Source organism: Acinetobacter sp. YH12095, from assembly GCF_013419245.1.
Lineage (GTDB): Bacteria > Pseudomonadota > Gammaproteobacteria > Pseudomonadales > Moraxellaceae > Acinetobacter > Acinetobacter towneri.
This window is the reverse complement of record NZ_VPAL01000002.1, coordinates 123,784-140,331: the sequence shown is the minus strand read 5'-3', so window position 1 is coordinate 140,331 and position 16,548 is coordinate 123,784. Positions and strand designations below refer to the sequence as shown.

Here is a 16,548-nt window from a genome sequence, read left to right as displayed (position 1 = left end):
AAACCCTGCATCAGCAGGGTTTTCTTTTAAACCATCAAGCGATTACGCGTTGAATTGGTTCATTGTGTTTTTAGCTTCGTCCGCTGCTTTAAGCGCGTTGTCACCAGAGAAAATTTCTTTGTGATCGTCACCGATGTCAGAACCAGCCATTGCTTGGTGTTTCACACAAGCGATACCACCGCGGATTTCTTTACGTTGTACGCCAGCAACATAAGCCAACATACCTTCAGAACCGAAGTAACCTTGAGCAAGCTCGTGAGTAGAAAGAGCAGCTGTGTGGTAAGTAGGCAGAGTGATCAAGTGGTGGAACACGCCTGCTTCACGAGAAGCGTCTGCTTGGAATGTACGTACTTTTTCGTCAGCTTCAGCAGCCAATTCAGAATCGTCGTACTCAGCGCTCATTAATTTAGCGCGGTCGTATGCAGATACGTCTTTACCTTCAGCAACCCAACGGTCGTACGCTTGTTGACGGAAGTTCAGTGTCCAGTTGAATGATGGAGAGTTGTTGTAAACAAGTTTCGCATTTGGCACAACTTCACGTACACGGTTAACCATGTGAGCGATTTCTTCTACGTTTGGAGTCGCAGTTTCGATCCAAAGAAGGTCAGCACCGTTTTGTAAGCTAGTTACACAGTCAAGTACAACGCGGTCAATTTGAGTGCCTTCACGGAACTGGTACAAGCCAGAAGCTAAACGCTTAGGACGGTGTAATTTACCATCACGCTTGATTAGGATTTCGTCTTCTTTCGCTTCAGAGATGTCAATTTCTTGAGTGTCTAAGTAGCTGATGTATTGAGAAGCGATGTCGCCTGGCTCTTTAACTACTGGGATTTTTTGAGTTAAGTCAGCGCCTTCAGAGTCAGTACGTGCAACGATGATACCGTCGTCAAGACCCATTTCTAAGAACGCATAACGTAACGCGTGGATTTTAGCGATGAAGTCTTCGTGTGGAACAGTTACTTTACCAGCTTGGTGACCACATTGTTTCGCGTCAGAAACTTGGTTTTCGATTTGAAGTGCACATGCACCCGCTTCGATCATTTTCTTAGCTAATAAGTAAGTTGCTTCTTCGTTACCGAAACCAGCGTCGATGTCCGCAATGATTGGCACAACGTGAGTTTCAAAGTTGTCGATTTGAGCAGTGATTTCAGCAGCTTTAGCAGTATCACCAGCGTCTTGTGCTTTTTTAAGTGCGCGGAACAAATCGTTTAATTCTTTTGCGTCAGCTTGACGTAAGAATGTGTAGATTTCTTCGATCAATGCAGGAACAGAAGTTTTTTCGTGCATAGATTGGTCAGGAAGTGGACCGAATTCTGAACGAAGTGCAGCAACCATCCAACCAGAAAGGTAGATATAACGGCGTTCAGTAGTACCGAAGTATTTTTTGTTCGCAATCATTTTTTGTTGCGCAACAAAACCGTGCCAGCAACCTAAAGATTGAGTGTATTTGCTTGAATCAGCATCATAAGCAGCCATATCACGACGCATAATCGCAGCTGTATATTTAGCAATATCTAAACCAGTTTTGAAACGGTTTTGCATTTGCATACGCGCAGCATCTTCAGGACTGATGTCTGCCCAAGTGTTGCCGAATTTTGCTTTTAATTCGCGGATTGCATCAATCGCTGTTTGGTATGTAGTCATGATATTGTACCCTGTAATATTATTTAGGATTTATCAATCGAAGGCTAAATCGCGCTTATGCTTGATTGCTCAGATTTAGAGCACTTCGTTACGATGAATACAGAGTAGAGTGACTGAATGAATTAATCCAATATTCTCGTGTAATTCTCGGTATTTTTTAAAAAAATGTATAGATCAAAGTCTTAATTCAAAAAAACAATAAAAACACAACCTATTGATTTTAAAAACCTTATTTAGAAAATTAATCAAATATCTTTGCTTACAAATTCATCTCTGTGCCGATATTTTCTGCATTAGACTTAAGTCTTGCATTTCATAAAAAATGCTTGCATTGGCGATTTCTGCCATTTTTTAGCAAAATTTTGCTGCTTTTCAGCGCAATGTAAGTGCATAAGTTTCATACAAAATAGAATCTGCTATCAGTTCTGCCAATGCTTTTAAGTGTTTTTGCATTTAATATTAAAAAGTATAGATGCAGTGCTAGGCAGCTTACATTTCTTTAGGAAATAATGATGGGGCTGGCTGTTTTTATTCAGATTTTTTGCTATTTATCTCGTCGATTTTTTCATCATAATTTATACACAAGCCTTACGGCTTATGGCATAATTCCAATAATTTAGTGATTTTATTTTCGGTATTTATTTTATGAATCTGGAGCGGGTTGATCTTAATCTATTAATTTATCTTGACGTCTTACTTCGTGAAAAAAATGTAACCCGTGCTGCAGAACAATTGGGCGTTACCCAACCTGCGATGAGTAACATTTTACGTCGTTTGCGCAATTTATTTAATGATCCCCTGCTGATTCGTTCTTCTGAAGGCATGACGCCAACTGAACGTGCCTTAGAATTACAACCGCGTATCCGCGATGCCTTATCTGACCTTTCTATGATTTTGGAGCCGCGTACTGAGTTCCGCCCTTATACTTCAAATCGTGTATTTCGGATTATGACCTCCGATTACGCAGAAGCCACATTAGTCCCACGCTTGGTTAAAGCTTTACGCTCTGAAGCACCTAATGTGGTATTAGACTTTTTAACCCCGAGTGATGTGTCTTATCGCGACATGGAACAAGGTAAAGTCGATTTGGCGATTAACCGTTTTAATGAAATTCCACAAAGTTTCCATCAGGTTTTAGTTTGGCGTGATAGTTTTTCTTGCCTGCTCAATCACAAACACCCTGCTGCCAATAACCTGAATTTAAAAAGCTACTTAGATGCACAACATATTTGGGTTTCTAAAACAGGTATGGGCGTTGGTTTTGGTGTGAATCCAGAGAAACAAGCGGGACTGGGTTGGATTGATCAAGCTTTAGAGCGTATTGGACAAAAACGTAAAATTTCGGTGTTTACCCGTCATTATCAAATGCCTGCACTACTCGCGTCTAATGTAGATTTAGTCGCAACCTTACCTACACGTATTGCGCGCTTACAAGCCAAAAGCCAAAGTTTACTGATTAAAGACCCACCATTTTATATTCCAGAATTTGAATTAAAGATGGCATGGTGTCCGTTGTTACATCATCACCCTGCACACCGTTGGTTACGCCAATTGATTTTATATGTAGCGCGCCAAATGATTGAAGAAGAAAACCGTGAGTTTTTACTGAATAACTCTCAATTTTCAGCCTATTAATTAAAAATTCACTGAACTTATTGGCACAAACGCTTATACTCAGATGAGGAATATTTCGATATTCCTCATTGTTTAATCATGATTTAATAAAGATTCAAATTGTTATATTTAAAATAATATAATCCACAGGTGGATTCGTGAGCCTCTTCCAGAATATTGTTATTATCCTCATCCTCATTGTCGGAGCTGGTTTTTTATCGCTGACTGAAATTGCGTTGGCTGGTGCACGTAAAGTTAAACTGAAAATTCTAGCCGAATCAGGCGATGAACGTGCCCAAAAAGTTTTAGACCTACAAGAAAACTCAGCTGATTTTTTTGCTGCCTCACAAATTGGCTTAAACGCAGTTGCCATTTTAGGTGGTATTTTAGGTGAAGGCGCATTCCGTCCTTATTTTTACAACTTAGTTGTGCGCTTCTATCAAGGACCATGGGCTGAAACGCTTAGTTTTGCCTTGTCATTTACCTTAGTGACTTCGCTGTTTATTTTATTTGCCGACCTAATGCCTAAGCGTTTGGCAATGATCGCCCCTGAAAAAATTGCGGTATCGGTGATTAATCCGATTCAAATTTTTATTCGGATATGCAAGCCTTTGGCATGGATGATTAATGCGATTGCCAACGTGCTGTTCCGTTTATTTAAAGTAAATACCACGCGCGAAGACAATATTACATTTGATGATATTTCTGCAGTCATGGATGCAGGCGCTCAAGCAGGTGTTTTACAAAAGCAGGAACATCACTTTATTGAAAACGTGTTTGAACTTGAAGAACGTAACGTGCCTTCGAGTATGACTACACGTGAAAATGTGGTGTTTTTTACCCTAAAGGAATCTGAAGCCAGTATTCGTCAAAAACTTGCAGAATATCCTTATTCCAAATTTTTGGTCTGTAGCGAAAATATTGATGATGTTATTGGCTATGTCGATGCCAAAGATATTCTGGTCAGAATCCTCAATAATCAATCTTTACTGCAACTGAATGAAAGCACCATCCGCAATGTATTGACCATTCCAGATACACTCACGCTGTCTGAAGTCTTAGATCGTTTCCGCTCGACCAAAGAAAAATTTGCCGTGGTGATTAATGAATATGCTTTGGTTGTGGGCGTGATTACCCTGTCTGATATTATGATTACTGTGATGGGCGATTGGGTAACACCTATTGAAGAAGACCAGCAAATTATTAAACGTGATAACAATTCTTGGCTGATTGATGGCAGCACGCCAATTGAAGACATTAAACACGCGCTGCAAATTGATGAAATGCCAGATGATGAAAATTATGAAACCATTGCAGGTTTTATGATGTATAAGCTGCGTAAAATCCCTCGCCCTGCCGATTCTGTACTTTTTGATGGTTATAAATTTGAAGTGGTCGATGTCGATCATTTTAAAATTGACCAACTTTTAGTAACACGAATTGTAGAAACACAGGAAATACAAAACAACACTGAAGCAGATGGATAGTGAAATTCACTGTATTCGTGTGGGCTTGATCTGCATCCAGATTTTCTAGCATTCATAAAAAAGCACCACATCAAAATGAAGTGGTGCTTTTTTCAAACCTGAACAGATACATCTGAAATTCAGCTGAATATCTATTTAATATTTGCTGATCAATTCATCCAATACCGCTTGATAGTGAATCGCAATATCTTCAGCTAGAATTTTATAGACATTGTCGAATTGCACCATCGGCCAGCCCTCTTTCCAGAAAGGAAAAATGTTGTGCAAATCATGCGTCACCACAGCATCTTCACGCACAATCGCTTGTGCAACCTGAGCCAATACTTGTGCAGTTTCTGTGCCATCAATGGCTAAATAATCAATGCCACGTGCTTTTAAAATACGTACACGGTCTTTTTTATAACGGATTTTTTTCATTTGCGCTTCGTTTAACTGCAAAGCCAAACTTACTGCTTCTACAAATTTGCTTTCGAATGACTGATTAAGTGCCACCAACGCTGCTTTATGCGCTTCCTGACGACCTGCTTTCCCACCATTACGGATAATTTCTTTTGCCTCTGTGTCTAGCTCATCACTTTTCATAGACTGCAAAATGTCGAGTATTTCGATATCACTTAATGATTCAGGAGATTGGTCAATCATGTACTGCCCTTGGACAAAAATAGCAAAACGCTATTTTCGCACAATTTAGCTAAAAGCTCGACACATTCCGAAGCAATTGTTCACACAAGGCAGTGCTGCACCTATTACAGTGCAGCAGTTTAAAATTGATCTTTCAGCTTTGATCATCCTTGTTTATTTTAAATTTCTTATTGTTCCCTTAGTTTTTCTCCTGAATTTTACCGTCTATTTAAAACCCGTTATTTCAAATGAATAATCCAATAAATAACAGGTTTAACTTTTCAACTCACTTGTACTTTTTAGTAAAAAATAATTAACAGGTTGCTCTTTACACTTAATACAAGTTTTCGCGTTTATCATGATCGAGGCGGTCAATATAGCGTTCTAAATGTAGCATCGCATGATACATTTTATTTAAGTTCCAAACATTGATTTGCTGACGAACAATATTTTTGTGTAACCGTTTTAATGCACGTAGACTGTGTTTTGGCGTATATGCAGATAAAATTTTCATAAGCCTGCTCTCTCTATCAAATTATTTTACATGAACCGTTTTGTTATCTTGAGAATGAATTCAATGAATATAAAGATAAGCTCTATTATTGACAGGGTGTGTCCTACACCTCCTTAATATTTGACTATTTGGAAAAATTTTATTGTGTTAAATTGTAGTTTAAAGGAATATTTATGTAATTATGATTAAAATAATTGCTAAAAAAGATTCAAAAAATCTTTGTTAAAATCTTCTATAAAAATATGCATAAAAAAACTGACACTCGGTCAGTTTTTTATGCGGGCTGATTTTAAATTTTGAGTCTTTAAATCACTTCCACCACTACTTTGCCCACATGCTCACCTGTATCCATTTCGGCATGTGCTTGTTGAATTTGATCAAACTGAAAGGTTTTATAAATCATAGGCAGACATTCACCTTTGGCTAACAATGGCCAAACTATCTCTTGCAAACCTTTGGTAATTTCAGCTTTTTCTGCAGTATTGCGGGCGCGCATGGTCGAACCCGTAATGGTAAGACGCTTCATCATAATTTGACCAAGTTTTACTTCTTTGGCTTTTGCACCACCTAAGAATGCGATATACACCAAGCGACCATCACGACGTAATAAATTTAAATTACGTTCCAAATACGGCGCACCAACAATATCTAAAATGACATCAACCCCAGCATTGTCTGTCACTTCGTTAATCACTTGTTCAAAATCTTGTGTCTTGTAATTAATTGCTGTGGTGAGGTGTGAAATTGCCTGTACTTTTTCATCTGAACCTACAGTTGCAAAGGTTTTTAAACCTAAGGCTTTGCACAACATTAAAGCAGTTGTACCAATACCACTGGTTCCGCCATGAATTAGTGCCGTTTCACCTGCTTTGGCTTTGCCCATTTGGAATACATTGGCCCACACAGTAAAAAACGTTTCAGGTATCGCAGCGGCTTGTACAAAACTGACACCTGTTGGAATTGTCAAAGTCTGGCTTTCTGGTACAACACAATATTCTGCATAACCACCACCATTGGTTAAGCCACACACTGCATCACCAACTTTAAATTGGCTAACATCTGCACCCACAGCAACTACTTCACCTGCTACTTCTAAACCTGGCACTGGCGTCACGCCTTTAGGCATAGGATACAGACCCTGACGCTGTAAAATATCAGGACGATTCAAACCAAAAGCATGTACTTTGACCAAAACCTCATTGGCTTGTGGCTCAGGTATTGCAACCGTTTCATAGGCTAATTTTTCTGGGCCACCTGGTTCTGTAATAATAATCTGCTGCATTGTGTTTTGTGTCATGGCAAATCCCTGATTGTTTGATGCTGATATGAATTCTGACTATTTGAACATAAAACAGCAAAGCATTAAAACCCAGATTAACTTAGGTATAATTCTCATGCCGTGGTGTTTCATGCGTGATTAAATTTTTATTTATGATTAAAGAGTATGTGATGTCAGAAATTGTGGAATACAACGAAAATAATTACCGTGAGTTTGAATATGAAACAGGCGTTGCGGTGATTCGTTTTTATGCGACGTGGTGTACGCCTTGTGTTCAAAATGCACCATTTTTTGAGCAGCTTGCCCAACTTTTTGATGCTTCGGTAAAGTTTGGCAAAGTGAATGTCGATCAATCTCCAATTTTAACTTTGCGTTATCAAGTCTTTGGTTTACCGACCACTCTGATTTTTAAAGATGGGCAAATTGTTGAACGACTGTCGGGCAATGTTTCTGTCGTACAACTTCAACAAAAAATTCAGAGCTATCTTTAAGCCATGTAGAGTAGCGTCAACATATTAAGTTTGAATTACTACCTGATCGCGTCCTGCATGTTTGGCTTGATACAAATGCGCATCTGCAGCTTTCATAAAATCATCCACGTGCGTATACGCTTGTGCGCGAGTCATCCACGCTACACCGATACTTAAAGTCACATATTGTTTATGGTCTTCTCGTGCTACATGCTCAAAAGCTGCATCACGCACAGCCTGCAAGACCTTTTGCATGAGTGGTGCAATCGCAGGTTGCGGAATATCGTGCAGTAAAATGGCAAATTCTTCACCCCCATAACGTGCCACAAACGCATTTTTAGGCAAAATATCTTGTAAAACTTTAACTAGGTTTTGCAGAATTTGATCGCCTTTTAAGTGCCCATAATGATCATTGTATTTTTTAAAATAATCGACATCGAGCATCGCAAAGACCAAAATATGTCGCTTATTTTGCAAGGTTTCAAAATACAAACGCTGAATTTCTTCATTTAATGCACGGCGATTATATGCCCCTGTTAATGCATCGGTTTTAATCTGTATTTCCAGTTTTTCATTCAAAAGACTGAGTTGTTCAGTGCGTTCCTGCACTTTTAAATCTAACGAGCTGTTTAAATGAATCAGTTTTTGGTTCAAGCGTTCAATGCGCAAGTTATGGTAGGCATAATTTCGTGCCTGCTGAAACATGATAAGCAATGCATAAACACTGGTCGAAATAAAAGATAAATGAATGGAATTGACCAAATTCAGCATTAATAAAAAATCATGAATAAATGTGCCACATAGAATAATTACTGCCCAAAAATTAATTTTGGAATAATCCTCTCCTGAACGCAGGGTTTGATAAAATCCATAAGCAAAATTTGCCAAAATCAAAACAAAGAAAAATGAACTATAAAATGCCAATTGCTGAAAAATAGTGGGTTCTGCCCACAGCGTCACCCCAATATTAAAGCTTAATAACAACATTGCCGCGCTATATACCCAACGATGCAAATAGCGAGAACTGAGCAAAAACATATAACTCAGGAAAAATAAAATCGCTAAAAAACTAAATAAATATTCGAGCCTTATTCCCCAAGACCAACTTAAATTCAGGAAAGTGGTGTAAGCATAGGGCGGAGAAAATAAATTATGTAATGCTAGAAAAACAATAAACAAGCCAAAAATAAACATAAGCTTGGTCTTGCCGCCATTTGCAAGACTAAATGCCGAAAACATCAAGGTAAACAAACCAATACCAAGTACTGCCCCACAAATCATGGCAATACTCATCATCAAACGCTGATACTGTTGATTGATGGTGCGACTTAAACCAATTTTCATTGGATTTTTTAAACCACCTTGCAAGCTCTGAAAGCTAGACGCTTGAATGGTCAGGGTAAAATATTCACTTTCAGGAACAAAATATGCAATTCGTGGGGCATTTTCGGTTTGGTGACTACTCGCATCTGCACCGACTGTGCCAACACGCACCAGTGGATCGCCATTTAAAAATACCCGATAGGCGCCATATTGGTTGGGAATCCAAATCGCAATACGTCTGCCTAGAAATTCTTTTGGAATTTGAAAGTGCCCAATAAAAGTGCCGTAAGTATTGGCATTGCCCATTAAATCTTCAAATGAAGCAGGCAATTCAACGGTATTCGATGCCAGTACCGCACTGGGTTCTTGAATCAATTGTTGCGGATAAAACAACCATCGCCCAGTCAAAATACTCGATTGATCTTCAGTAAATTGAACAGAATTGAGCAGTTGTTGATGTAGATAGTAAGATTCAGGTGCAGACTCATACTGCGCCAACACACGCGGTGGTGTGAGTACACTGCACAGTAAAATTAAGAAGAGAAATGCACACTTGTGCCACATCCGAGTGAAATTCAAAAACGCAAACGTCCTATTATGCTTATTTTTTAATCTAATCGTTCTTGCACTAAATTTGAAGTAAAAAATTAAGTCATTCATGCTAGACCTTACTGGCATCGGATGAATGACTTAAATTCTAGCGGTTAGGCTAAATTGTGAGGTGTTTATTGATCGCGTGTTTTCACATCATACAATTCAATTTCAAAAATCAAATTAGAATTGGCAGGAATGATATTACCCATTTTGCGCTCACCATAAGCCAAATGTGCAGGCACAATCAGTTTGCGTTTACCGCCCACTTTCATGCCCATGATGCCTTGATCCCAGCCTTTAATGACACGACCTGTACCAATCACAGTTTCAAAATAGTTGCCACGGTCTAAGGATGAATCAAACTTGGTGCCATCTTCCAACCAGCCTGTGTAATGCGTAGTAATTAAAGCGCCTTTAACCGCTTCTTTCCCCTCACCCACCACCAAATCAATAATTTCTAATTCTGCACTCATGTTCATCTCCAAATATTTGCACTTCGATGTTTAAGATAATTTCCAGCTCGTGCAAGTGTTATTGCAACTGTGTCCACTCAATCTGAGCCTGTGCCTGATCGCCAATCAATGTCCATTCGCCATCCATTACATTCAACTGCAATTGCATGGTACGTTCGCATAAAGCTTGAACGGCTTCGGTACTCGCTGGCGATAGTTGCCACACTTCAACATTATTTAAAGTTTTGATTTTACTGTTACGTTTGTACCATTCATCTACCGATGAACCATAAGCAATAATCGCAACTTGCTTACAACGCGAACTGGCTTTTTTGACTTTGTCTTCATCTGGGCAACCGACTTCAATCCACTTAATTAACTGCCCTGTTAAGTCTTTTTCCCACAAAGCAGGCTCATCGGTTTCAAATAAATCTTTGGTAAATTCCAAAGCTTCATCTGCATAACGTGCGAATGCCAAAATACGCACCATCAATCGCTCAATAGTTTCAGAAGGATGCAATGCCATGGTGAGCTGATAGTCACCGTATTGATGCACATCCATATTGGCAATGTTCAAATCTGCCTTATAAATTGTCGCTTTCAGCGCCATTGTCTATTCCTAAAACTATGTTTAAATTTGCCACTAAGCATAATGGATTTTCTGTGATTTTGCTGTATCGTTTGCCCGATAACGTATAGATTTCAGTCTAGAACCGCAGCAGCATCGACCCGATACGTCAATAGTTCAGCCTCAAATTTTTCCCAATCACGCTCGCTTTGATAAATAATTTCCAACCGATTGTCTATGCCTTCATCGGTAGATTGATAATTAAATTGCTGCGGATTGAAGTTGAAACTTTTCCAACCCTGATTGGTATAAAAAATTCCTTTAATACGCAGCCAATCTTGCTGTTCACAGAGTAAATCTAATAAGGGATAAAAGTCGAATTGCCAACGTTTAGGCAATTTCCAACCTGCGACTGCATATCCTTGTGCAGTTTCGACATAGTGATATGGCAATTGTTTGATTTCTGCAGACTCTTGCAGATTTGTAGAGCTGACCTTCTGTTGCAATTTTAGCAACGGCTGAATTTTACGCTGTGTACCGACATACGGTATATCCATTTCGGTCAAAGCCAGATGACCCTGTTCTGCTTTCAACCATTTTTGCGCGTAGGCTTGATATTCCTGTTGTAGTTGTATGAGGGCTTGCTCATCTGCCGCCTGCATTTGGTCTGCATGTGACACCACAATAATTTGTGCAGCTTTGAGCTGATCGGCATACAGGTTTTGCTGCGTCCACGCCTGATCATGCAAACGCGAACCATCTACTACCGTCACCAAGGCGCGCATCGATAAATGCGTATGCCAATGTGGTTCGGTCAGTTGTTCCAAGAGTTGCGCAGGATGCCCCAAACCTGTCGGCTCGATGAATAAACGGTCAGGCTTCGCTTCGGACAATAAACGCGACAAAGCAATTTGCATAGGCAATTGGCTGCTACAACATAAGCAACCGCCCAATAATTCTTTGACTTGATAACCCTGTTGCTGAGGTAAGAGTTGTTGATCGACCCCGATTTGTCCAAATTCATTCATCAGCACCGCCCAAACTTCATGTTCTGGTTTTTGGCTGAGTAACTGTTTCAATAAGGTGGTTTTTCCTGCACCGAGAAAACCAGAAATAATATGCGTCGGGACTGCTTTTTGTGGTGCAATTAATTTCAAAATAAGCTCACTTTATTGAATTTCAAACAACTCAAGCATGCTAAGCAAGTTTAGCGATTAGTTCAATCTGAATCTAAACACACTGAAATTTATTCATTTCAGCACATCTATCACCATCATGATTTGAAAAATTCGCTTACATTTATTACGTGATGATCTGCAACTTATTTGGGGAAATACACGAGTTTTAGCCGCTTGATGTTATGTTTTATTGCCAACCACGCAATTTTATTGCGGAAAACACAGCCATTTTGATTGGATTTGACTGCATATTTAAAACAAAAATTACCAAACTACGACCTATTCATCATCATTGTGCGGTTCAAGTAACCGCCATTGTTTTGCTTTGTTGCAAGCATTGATCCCATAGCTTTGGCTCTTTAGCATGAGTTCCTGTTCAGCCCGTTCAAATCAGGTGATGACTGACTTGAACACTTTAGCCGCAATAAGTTTTTTTACTTAATGCTTGTGCTGAGCACTCCCTACTACTCATGAAAAACTTTAAATAAGGATGCCAAACCATGAAATTGACACAAATTTTACTCGCTTCAACTTTTGCTTTTGCCACTGCAACTACTTTTGCTGCAAAGGCTGAATCGACAGCAACAGAACAGGAAAAAGTGGTTGTTTCAACGCAGGAAACTGTGGCTGGACCTGCTTCAGAACAAGCTGCTGCACAACCTGCATCTGAAGCTAGCACTGAAACACCAGCAGCATCGACCCAACAACCTTAAAAAAACCGATACGTTTTAAAATGTAAATTGAATACAAAAACTGAGTTTTAAGCCACTCTCTCGCTTTACTCAGTTTTTGTTTATCTACAAAGCCAATCAATATTGCCTTGGACAAAATTAAAAAATAGGCACAAAAAAACCTGTCTACAATTGCAAACAGGTTTTCAGCTAAATTTGATGAAAACTTAGGTTTTTTCAGTTTTCTTATAAATACTGCAAGATGGATGATGATTTTCTTGCAAACGCGCAACTTTGCGTTGCTCCGCTGCTTCAAAGCGGCATCGTTTCCAGTCGTTGTCTAATTTCAACGCAGGGATTTGTTTTGGTTTACCATTTTCATCCACTGCAACCATAGTGAAGTAACAGCTGTTGGTATGGCGCACTGTACGCTTTTGGATATTTTGTGCTTCTACACGAATCCCAATTTCCATTGAAGTACGACCGACATGGTTCACACTAGCAAGGAAAGTCACCAATTCACCCACATGAATCGGCTCTTTAAAGTTCACTTTATCAACCGAAAGAGTCACCACATAACTACCCGAATAGCGGCTTGCACATGCATACGCCACTTGGTCTAATAGTTTTAAAATTGTTCCACCATGTACATTCCCTGAGAAATTTGCCATGTCGGGTGTCATTAACACGGTCATGGTTAATTCTGACTGGTCATCTAACACTGGGGCAATTTGATCTAATGGTGACATCGCGTTCTCTAGACTCTTTTAAAGACAGTAAGATATGAGCGTATTATTATATCGCGTTTATAAAAGTTTGAATGTTCATTTCGGCAACAACTGCATCATTATTATTTATATTGTTTATGATAACATTTATTTAAAATTATAAGACTAAAGACTAAGACTCCCAAGCTGTTATTTTTTAATCCATTTCTGATTTTTTAGAATATTTGTTCAAATTGAATATTACGTGAATCCCCCTGATTCAAGTGTTCAAAAAACAATCTAAAATCTTTTATTCAATGGATTATTCAAGCAAATTTCGGCGAATTTACACGAAAAAAAGTTCAATTTCCCCGTAAATTTTCAAACTTCGCTGCGACATTTAAACCAAGCGCAGCATTTCCTGCGACACATTGCTATAAGTCAAAGTTTGTTCGGTACTCAGTGCAGCTTCAATCACATAAGAACCATCTGGATTAATCATCGTCACTGTAAAAATAACTTGCTCCATAGTGGCAAGTTTCACCTGCTGTCCAATTTCAAAGCCGTGCATGAAGTATCCCCTCGATTTTTTATAAAGTTTTAAAGTCCTGAAGCACAAAAGTTAGGCTGTCTTGGAAGCATGTTCAATTGGTAAACTGCTTAAAAAACGAATTCAGTAAATGCTACATAGAATAAATGGAAACGGTGCGAAAGAACACGCTAAAAAATTGATTTTAAGTCTAAATACCTCATCTCAGTATTTAGATATCTTTAGGGTATCTTTATTTTTAAACTATAATATCAAATACTTACAAAGAATAAATCTAAGCAATCTAACATTAAAGTTATTTTTATCAAGCACCTAATTAGACTTAAGTTAAATCTGTTGATTTCATTGAATTGACCTAAATGAAGGATCTGGACAGCTATTTAAACTGTCCATAAAGCCCAAAAGTATTACTCACTTTATAGTCTACAATTCTATGCCCATGCGCATAATGATGCTGTTGATAGACCTGATCAATTTTATTTAATTGCGCTGCGGTTGCTTCTGCACCTGCCAGCATAGTCGCTTCGCGCCCTTTTACATCAAAAATATGGGCTTTTTCACGTAAATCGGGTTGAATGACCACATCTGCCAGTTTCAATTCTTCATTGGCCAAATGCTTTTGCATAATATTAATATTTTGGTTAAACAATCCCCACACATTACTGGTTTCAGTATGAATAGGCTGCGCCAAAATATTCACGGCAATCACAATATCTGCCCCTAAATCGCGTGCAACCTTGACAGGTACAGGGCTCACTAAACCACCATCGACATATTCATGTTCTGCAATTTTAGTAGGTACAAACATACTTGGGATAGACACTGACGCACGCACTGCCTGCCCCGTATTGCCATAATTAAATACGACTTTTTTGCCTTCTTTTAATTCAGTCGCCACCACGTACATCGGGATTTTAAATTGCTCCAAACGGAGTTGATCGACTTGTGCATTGACATAATTTTCAACTTTTTTACCATCAAAAAAGCCTTTTAAATCTAAAGTCACATCCCGCACATCATTGGCTTTCATATTCATGGCAATTTCACGTAATTGCTGTGCATTTTTACCACTGGCATAAATTGAACCGACAATGCTGCCTGCGCTGCTGCCCACAATAAAATCAGGATGAATACCGTACTGCTCAAGTACTTCAATCACCCCAATATGTGCATAACCACGTGCGCCACCACTGCCCAAAACCAAGGCGACAACTGGACGTTTTTTTTGTTGTTTTAACTGACGAAAATCAATTTGATTCAGGCGCGACTCTGCTTCAACCACGGGCTGCGACTCACGCAAAGTTTGAGTCGAAAATTGCTGCTGCGATGGCACCACCTGACATCCCACCATCAGTAATGCTGTAAGAGATACATACCCAATTTTCATAATGACCTTCTTGAATCCATAGGTTTCAGTCGATATTTCACCATCAATCGTGTCAAGGTTGATCAGCCTACTTGATACAGCAACCCTCTTAACGTCAACAGTTATGCTCTCTGTTTTTACCTTGCATGAGCGCCCATAGTCTATCTATTATTTTAACCGATCCTTGTAGTAATTCGTTAAACTGTCACGTCTAGCGACTACAGTGGCGCACAAGTCGAATCTGTCTAAAATTATATGCCAACACCTTCTTATTCCTTATTATTCTGGATTTTTCTGCAATTAGGCTGTCTGTCTTTTGGTGGGCCTGCAGCGCATTTGGTGTTTTTCCATCAGCGTTTTGTGCAACAACTCAAATGGCTAGATGAATCCCAGTATTCACAAATTGTCGCACTTGCACAACTCTTACCTGGCCCAACTAGTAGTCAGGTGGGGTTAGCGATTGGTTATTTGCAAAAAGGCTATTGGGGTGCAGTCCTAGCTTGGTTGGGTTTCACCCTACCTTCAGCGTTGTTTATGGCTTTGGTTGCAGTTTTGGGACATCAATATTTAGATGTACTGTCGTCAAATAGCTTTCACAGTATTCAACTGATCGTATTGGCCGTGGTGGCTTGGGCATTTTGGCAAATGTTGCGTAGTTTTTGTAAAACGGTTTGGCAATATGCCTTAATGTTTGCTTCTGCCCTATTTATTTATCTGATGCCCTTGAGCTTCAATCAAGTTTTAGTGATTCTGATTGCAGCTTGTTTTGGCATTTGGATGGCGAAACGCGCAGCACCAACTGCTGCACAATCATCCACCAATACAACGGCGACAGATACGCATTTTACTGCGGCACATTTACTCAAACATCGTCGTTATGCTGTATTTTGGGCAGTACTTTTTGTTGCACCCTTTATTGTGCTGTCAGGTCTAAACTGGCTACAACCTCATTTACTCTATGCAGCTAATTTAAGTTTCTATCAAGCCGCATCTTTGGTCTTTGGCGGTGGGCATGTCATTTTGCCTTTATTGCATCAAGATTTTGTTAGCACAGGCTTAGTCAGTGCAGAACAGTTCGATTTGGGTTATGCCATGGCGCAATTGGTGCCTGGCCCACTGTTCAGCTTTGCAACATATTTGGGCAGTTTGATTCCAATGACAGAATCTATGCTGCTGAATGCGACTTTAGCCACGTTGGCGATTTTTCTGCCGTCTTTCTTTTTGGTATTTGCGACCTTGCCTTATTGGTCTTGGTTAATGCAGCAAGCCTATATCCGTCATGCGGTAACAGGTATTAATGCAGCTGTAGTCGGTTTGCTGCTGTATATGGTGCTCGAAATGGCACAGCGTCATATTTTGAGTATTGCTGATCTGCTGTTTATTGTTTTGGTGATTGGATTATTAAAATCCAAACTACCTATTTGGCTCAGTTTAATTGGTAGTTTTCTGGTCTATACAGCATTTTTGCATTTCATGGCTTAAATTAAAAATGCTACAGATCAAATAAAAA

16 protein-coding genes are annotated in these 16,548 nt (G+C 39.3%); 5 read left to right on the top strand and 11 right to left on the bottom strand.

Annotated elements, in window-relative coordinates; translation table 11 throughout:
* Positions 1-42 precede the first annotated feature (42 nt).
* A complete protein-coding gene (locus FTU35_RS02345; RefSeq protein WP_004977281.1) occupies positions 43-1,644 on the bottom strand; it encodes an isocitrate lyase in 1,602 nt (533 codons plus the stop codon).
* A gap of 645 nt (positions 1,645-2,289) precedes the next feature.
* Here FTU35_RS02345 and FTU35_RS02340 point away from each other — a divergent pair.
* Together FTU35_RS02340 and FTU35_RS02335 are read left to right on the top strand one after the other, a co-directional pair.
* Positions 2,290-3,279 carry a LysR family transcriptional regulator gene (locus tag FTU35_RS02340; protein WP_004977282.1) on the top strand — a complete coding sequence of 330 codons (990 nt, stop codon included), beginning with the start codon at positions 2,290-2,292 and terminating at the stop codon, positions 3,277-3,279.
* Positions 3,280-3,416: 137 nt separating this feature from the next.
* Complete coding sequence (locus tag FTU35_RS02335) at positions 3,417-4,745, top strand: hemolysin family protein (RefSeq protein WP_104852324.1); 1,329 nt, start codon at positions 3,417-3,419, stop codon at positions 4,743-4,745.
* A 135-nt stretch (positions 4,746-4,880) separates the two neighbouring features.
* Here FTU35_RS02335 and FTU35_RS02330 read toward each other — a convergent pair whose 3' ends face one another.
* The 3 genes from FTU35_RS02330 to FTU35_RS02320 all read right to left on the bottom strand — a co-directional run bounded on the left by FTU35_RS02330 (position 4,881) and on the right by FTU35_RS02320 (position 7,177).
* Positions 4,881-5,387 carry a hypothetical protein gene (locus FTU35_RS02330; protein ID WP_004977287.1) on the bottom strand — a complete coding sequence of 169 codons (507 nt, stop codon included), beginning with the start codon at positions 5,385-5,387 and terminating at the stop codon, positions 4,881-4,883.
* Between the two features lie 313 nt (positions 5,388-5,700).
* Positions 5,701-5,880 carry a hypothetical protein gene (locus FTU35_RS02325; RefSeq protein ID WP_180064465.1) on the bottom strand — a complete coding sequence of 60 codons (180 nt, stop codon included), beginning with the start codon at positions 5,878-5,880 and terminating at the stop codon, positions 5,701-5,703.
* A gap of 304 nt (positions 5,881-6,184) precedes the next feature.
* Positions 6,185-7,177: an NAD(P)H-quinone oxidoreductase gene (locus FTU35_RS02320; protein ID WP_178318175.1), complete on the bottom strand. Its 993-nt coding sequence runs from the start codon at positions 7,175-7,177 to the stop codon at positions 6,185-6,187.
* A gap of 152 nt (positions 7,178-7,329) precedes the next feature.
* Between FTU35_RS02320 and FTU35_RS02315 the strand changes: the two genes are divergently transcribed.
* Positions 7,330-7,650: a co-chaperone YbbN gene (locus FTU35_RS02315; protein WP_004977299.1), complete on the top strand. Its 321-nt coding sequence runs from the start codon at positions 7,330-7,332 to the stop codon at positions 7,648-7,650.
* Between the two features lie 24 nt (positions 7,651-7,674).
* Here FTU35_RS02315 and FTU35_RS02310 read toward each other — a convergent pair whose 3' ends face one another.
* The 4 genes from FTU35_RS02310 to FTU35_RS02295 form a co-directional block, all read right to left on the bottom strand.
* A complete protein-coding gene (locus FTU35_RS02310) occupies positions 7,675-9,516 on the bottom strand; it encodes a diguanylate cyclase domain-containing protein (RefSeq protein WP_373686804.1) in 1,842 nt (613 codons plus the stop codon).
* A 161-nt stretch (positions 9,517-9,677) separates the two neighbouring features.
* Complete coding sequence (locus FTU35_RS02305) at positions 9,678-10,019, bottom strand: FKBP-type peptidyl-prolyl cis-trans isomerase (protein ID WP_004977304.1); 342 nt, start codon at positions 10,017-10,019, stop codon at positions 9,678-9,680.
* Positions 10,020-10,077: 58 nt separating this feature from the next.
* On the bottom strand, positions 10,078-10,608 hold the full coding sequence (locus FTU35_RS02300; protein WP_004977306.1) for a YaeQ family protein: 531 nt from the start codon (positions 10,606-10,608) through the stop codon (positions 10,078-10,080).
* A 92-nt stretch (positions 10,609-10,700) separates the two neighbouring features.
* Positions 10,701-11,723, bottom strand: a complete 1,023-nt coding sequence (locus FTU35_RS02295; protein ID WP_180064463.1) for a GTP-binding protein — start codon at positions 11,721-11,723, stop codon at positions 10,701-10,703.
* Positions 11,724-12,244: 521 nt separating this feature from the next.
* Between FTU35_RS02295 and FTU35_RS02290 the strand changes: the two genes are divergently transcribed.
* Positions 12,245-12,457, top strand: coding sequence for a hypothetical protein (locus FTU35_RS02290; RefSeq protein WP_096901473.1), 213 nt, complete (start codon positions 12,245-12,247; stop codon positions 12,455-12,457).
* Positions 12,458-12,642: 185 nt separating this feature from the next.
* Here the strand turns inward: FTU35_RS02290 and FTU35_RS02285 are convergent, their stop codons facing one another.
* The 3 genes from FTU35_RS02285 to FTU35_RS02275 form a co-directional block, all read right to left on the bottom strand.
* Positions 12,643-13,164: an acyl-CoA thioesterase gene (locus FTU35_RS02285; protein ID WP_019837477.1), complete on the bottom strand. Its 522-nt coding sequence runs from the start codon at positions 13,162-13,164 to the stop codon at positions 12,643-12,645.
* 358 nt (positions 13,165-13,522) lie between these two features.
* Entirely contained in the window at positions 13,523-13,693 is a 171-nt protein-coding gene (locus tag FTU35_RS02280) for a hypothetical protein (RefSeq protein WP_004977313.1), read from the bottom strand.
* Positions 13,694-14,048: 355 nt separating this feature from the next.
* Positions 14,049-15,023: a patatin-like phospholipase family protein gene (locus FTU35_RS02275; protein ID WP_162164697.1), complete on the bottom strand. Its 975-nt coding sequence runs from the start codon at positions 15,021-15,023 to the stop codon at positions 14,049-14,051.
* A gap of 270 nt (positions 15,024-15,293) precedes the next feature.
* On the opposite strand from FTU35_RS02275, the gene chrA reads away from it, so the two are divergent.
* On the top strand, positions 15,294-16,520 hold the full coding sequence (gene chrA / locus FTU35_RS02270) for a chromate efflux transporter (RefSeq protein ID WP_154320470.1): 1,227 nt from the start codon (positions 15,294-15,296) through the stop codon (positions 16,518-16,520).
* Positions 16,521-16,548 lie beyond the last annotated feature (28 nt).

What these genes read in the sequence shown, in the direction of transcription:
- chrA (WP_154320470.1), top strand. Translation starts at nt 15,294, where the DNA reads ATGCCAACACCTTCTTATTCCTTATTATTCTGGATTTTTCTGCAATTA.
- FTU35_RS02305 (WP_004977304.1), bottom strand. Translation starts at nt 10,019, where the DNA reads ATGAGTGCAGAATTAGAAATTATTGATTTGGTGGTGGGTGAGGGGAAA.
- FTU35_RS02300 (WP_004977306.1), bottom strand. Translation starts at nt 10,608, where the DNA reads ATGGCGCTGAAAGCGACAATTTATAAGGCAGATTTGAACATTGCCAAT.
- FTU35_RS02340 (WP_004977282.1), top strand. Translation starts at nt 2,290, where the DNA reads ATGAATCTGGAGCGGGTTGATCTTAATCTATTAATTTATCTTGACGTC.
- FTU35_RS02290 (WP_096901473.1), top strand. Translation starts at nt 12,245, where the DNA reads ATGAAATTGACACAAATTTTACTCGCTTCAACTTTTGCTTTTGCCACT.
- FTU35_RS02325 (WP_180064465.1), bottom strand. Translation starts at nt 5,880, where the DNA reads ATGAAAATTTTATCTGCATATACGCCAAAACACAGTCTACGTGCATTA.
- FTU35_RS02280 (WP_004977313.1), bottom strand. Translation starts at nt 13,693, where the DNA reads ATGCACGGCTTTGAAATTGGACAGCAGGTGAAACTTGCCACTATGGAG.
- FTU35_RS02275 (WP_162164697.1), bottom strand. Translation starts at nt 15,023, where the DNA reads ATGGTGGGATGTCAGGTGGTGCCATCGCAGCAGCAATTTTCGACTCAA.
- FTU35_RS02310 (WP_373686804.1), bottom strand. Translation starts at nt 9,516, where the DNA reads ATGTGGCACAAGTGTGCATTTCTCTTCTTAATTTTACTGTGCAGTGTA.
- FTU35_RS02320 (WP_178318175.1), bottom strand. Translation starts at nt 7,177, where the DNA reads ATGACACAAAACACAATGCAGCAGATTATTATTACAGAACCAGGTGGC.
- FTU35_RS02345 (WP_004977281.1), bottom strand. Translation starts at nt 1,644, where the DNA reads ATGACTACATACCAAACAGCGATTGATGCAATCCGCGAATTAAAAGCA.
- FTU35_RS02315 (WP_004977299.1), top strand. Translation starts at nt 7,330, where the DNA reads ATGTCAGAAATTGTGGAATACAACGAAAATAATTACCGTGAGTTTGAA.
- FTU35_RS02330 (WP_004977287.1), bottom strand. Translation starts at nt 5,387, where the DNA reads ATGATTGACCAATCTCCTGAATCATTAAGTGATATCGAAATACTCGAC.
- FTU35_RS02285 (WP_019837477.1), bottom strand. Translation starts at nt 13,164, where the DNA reads ATGTCACCATTAGATCAAATTGCCCCAGTGTTAGATGACCAGTCAGAA.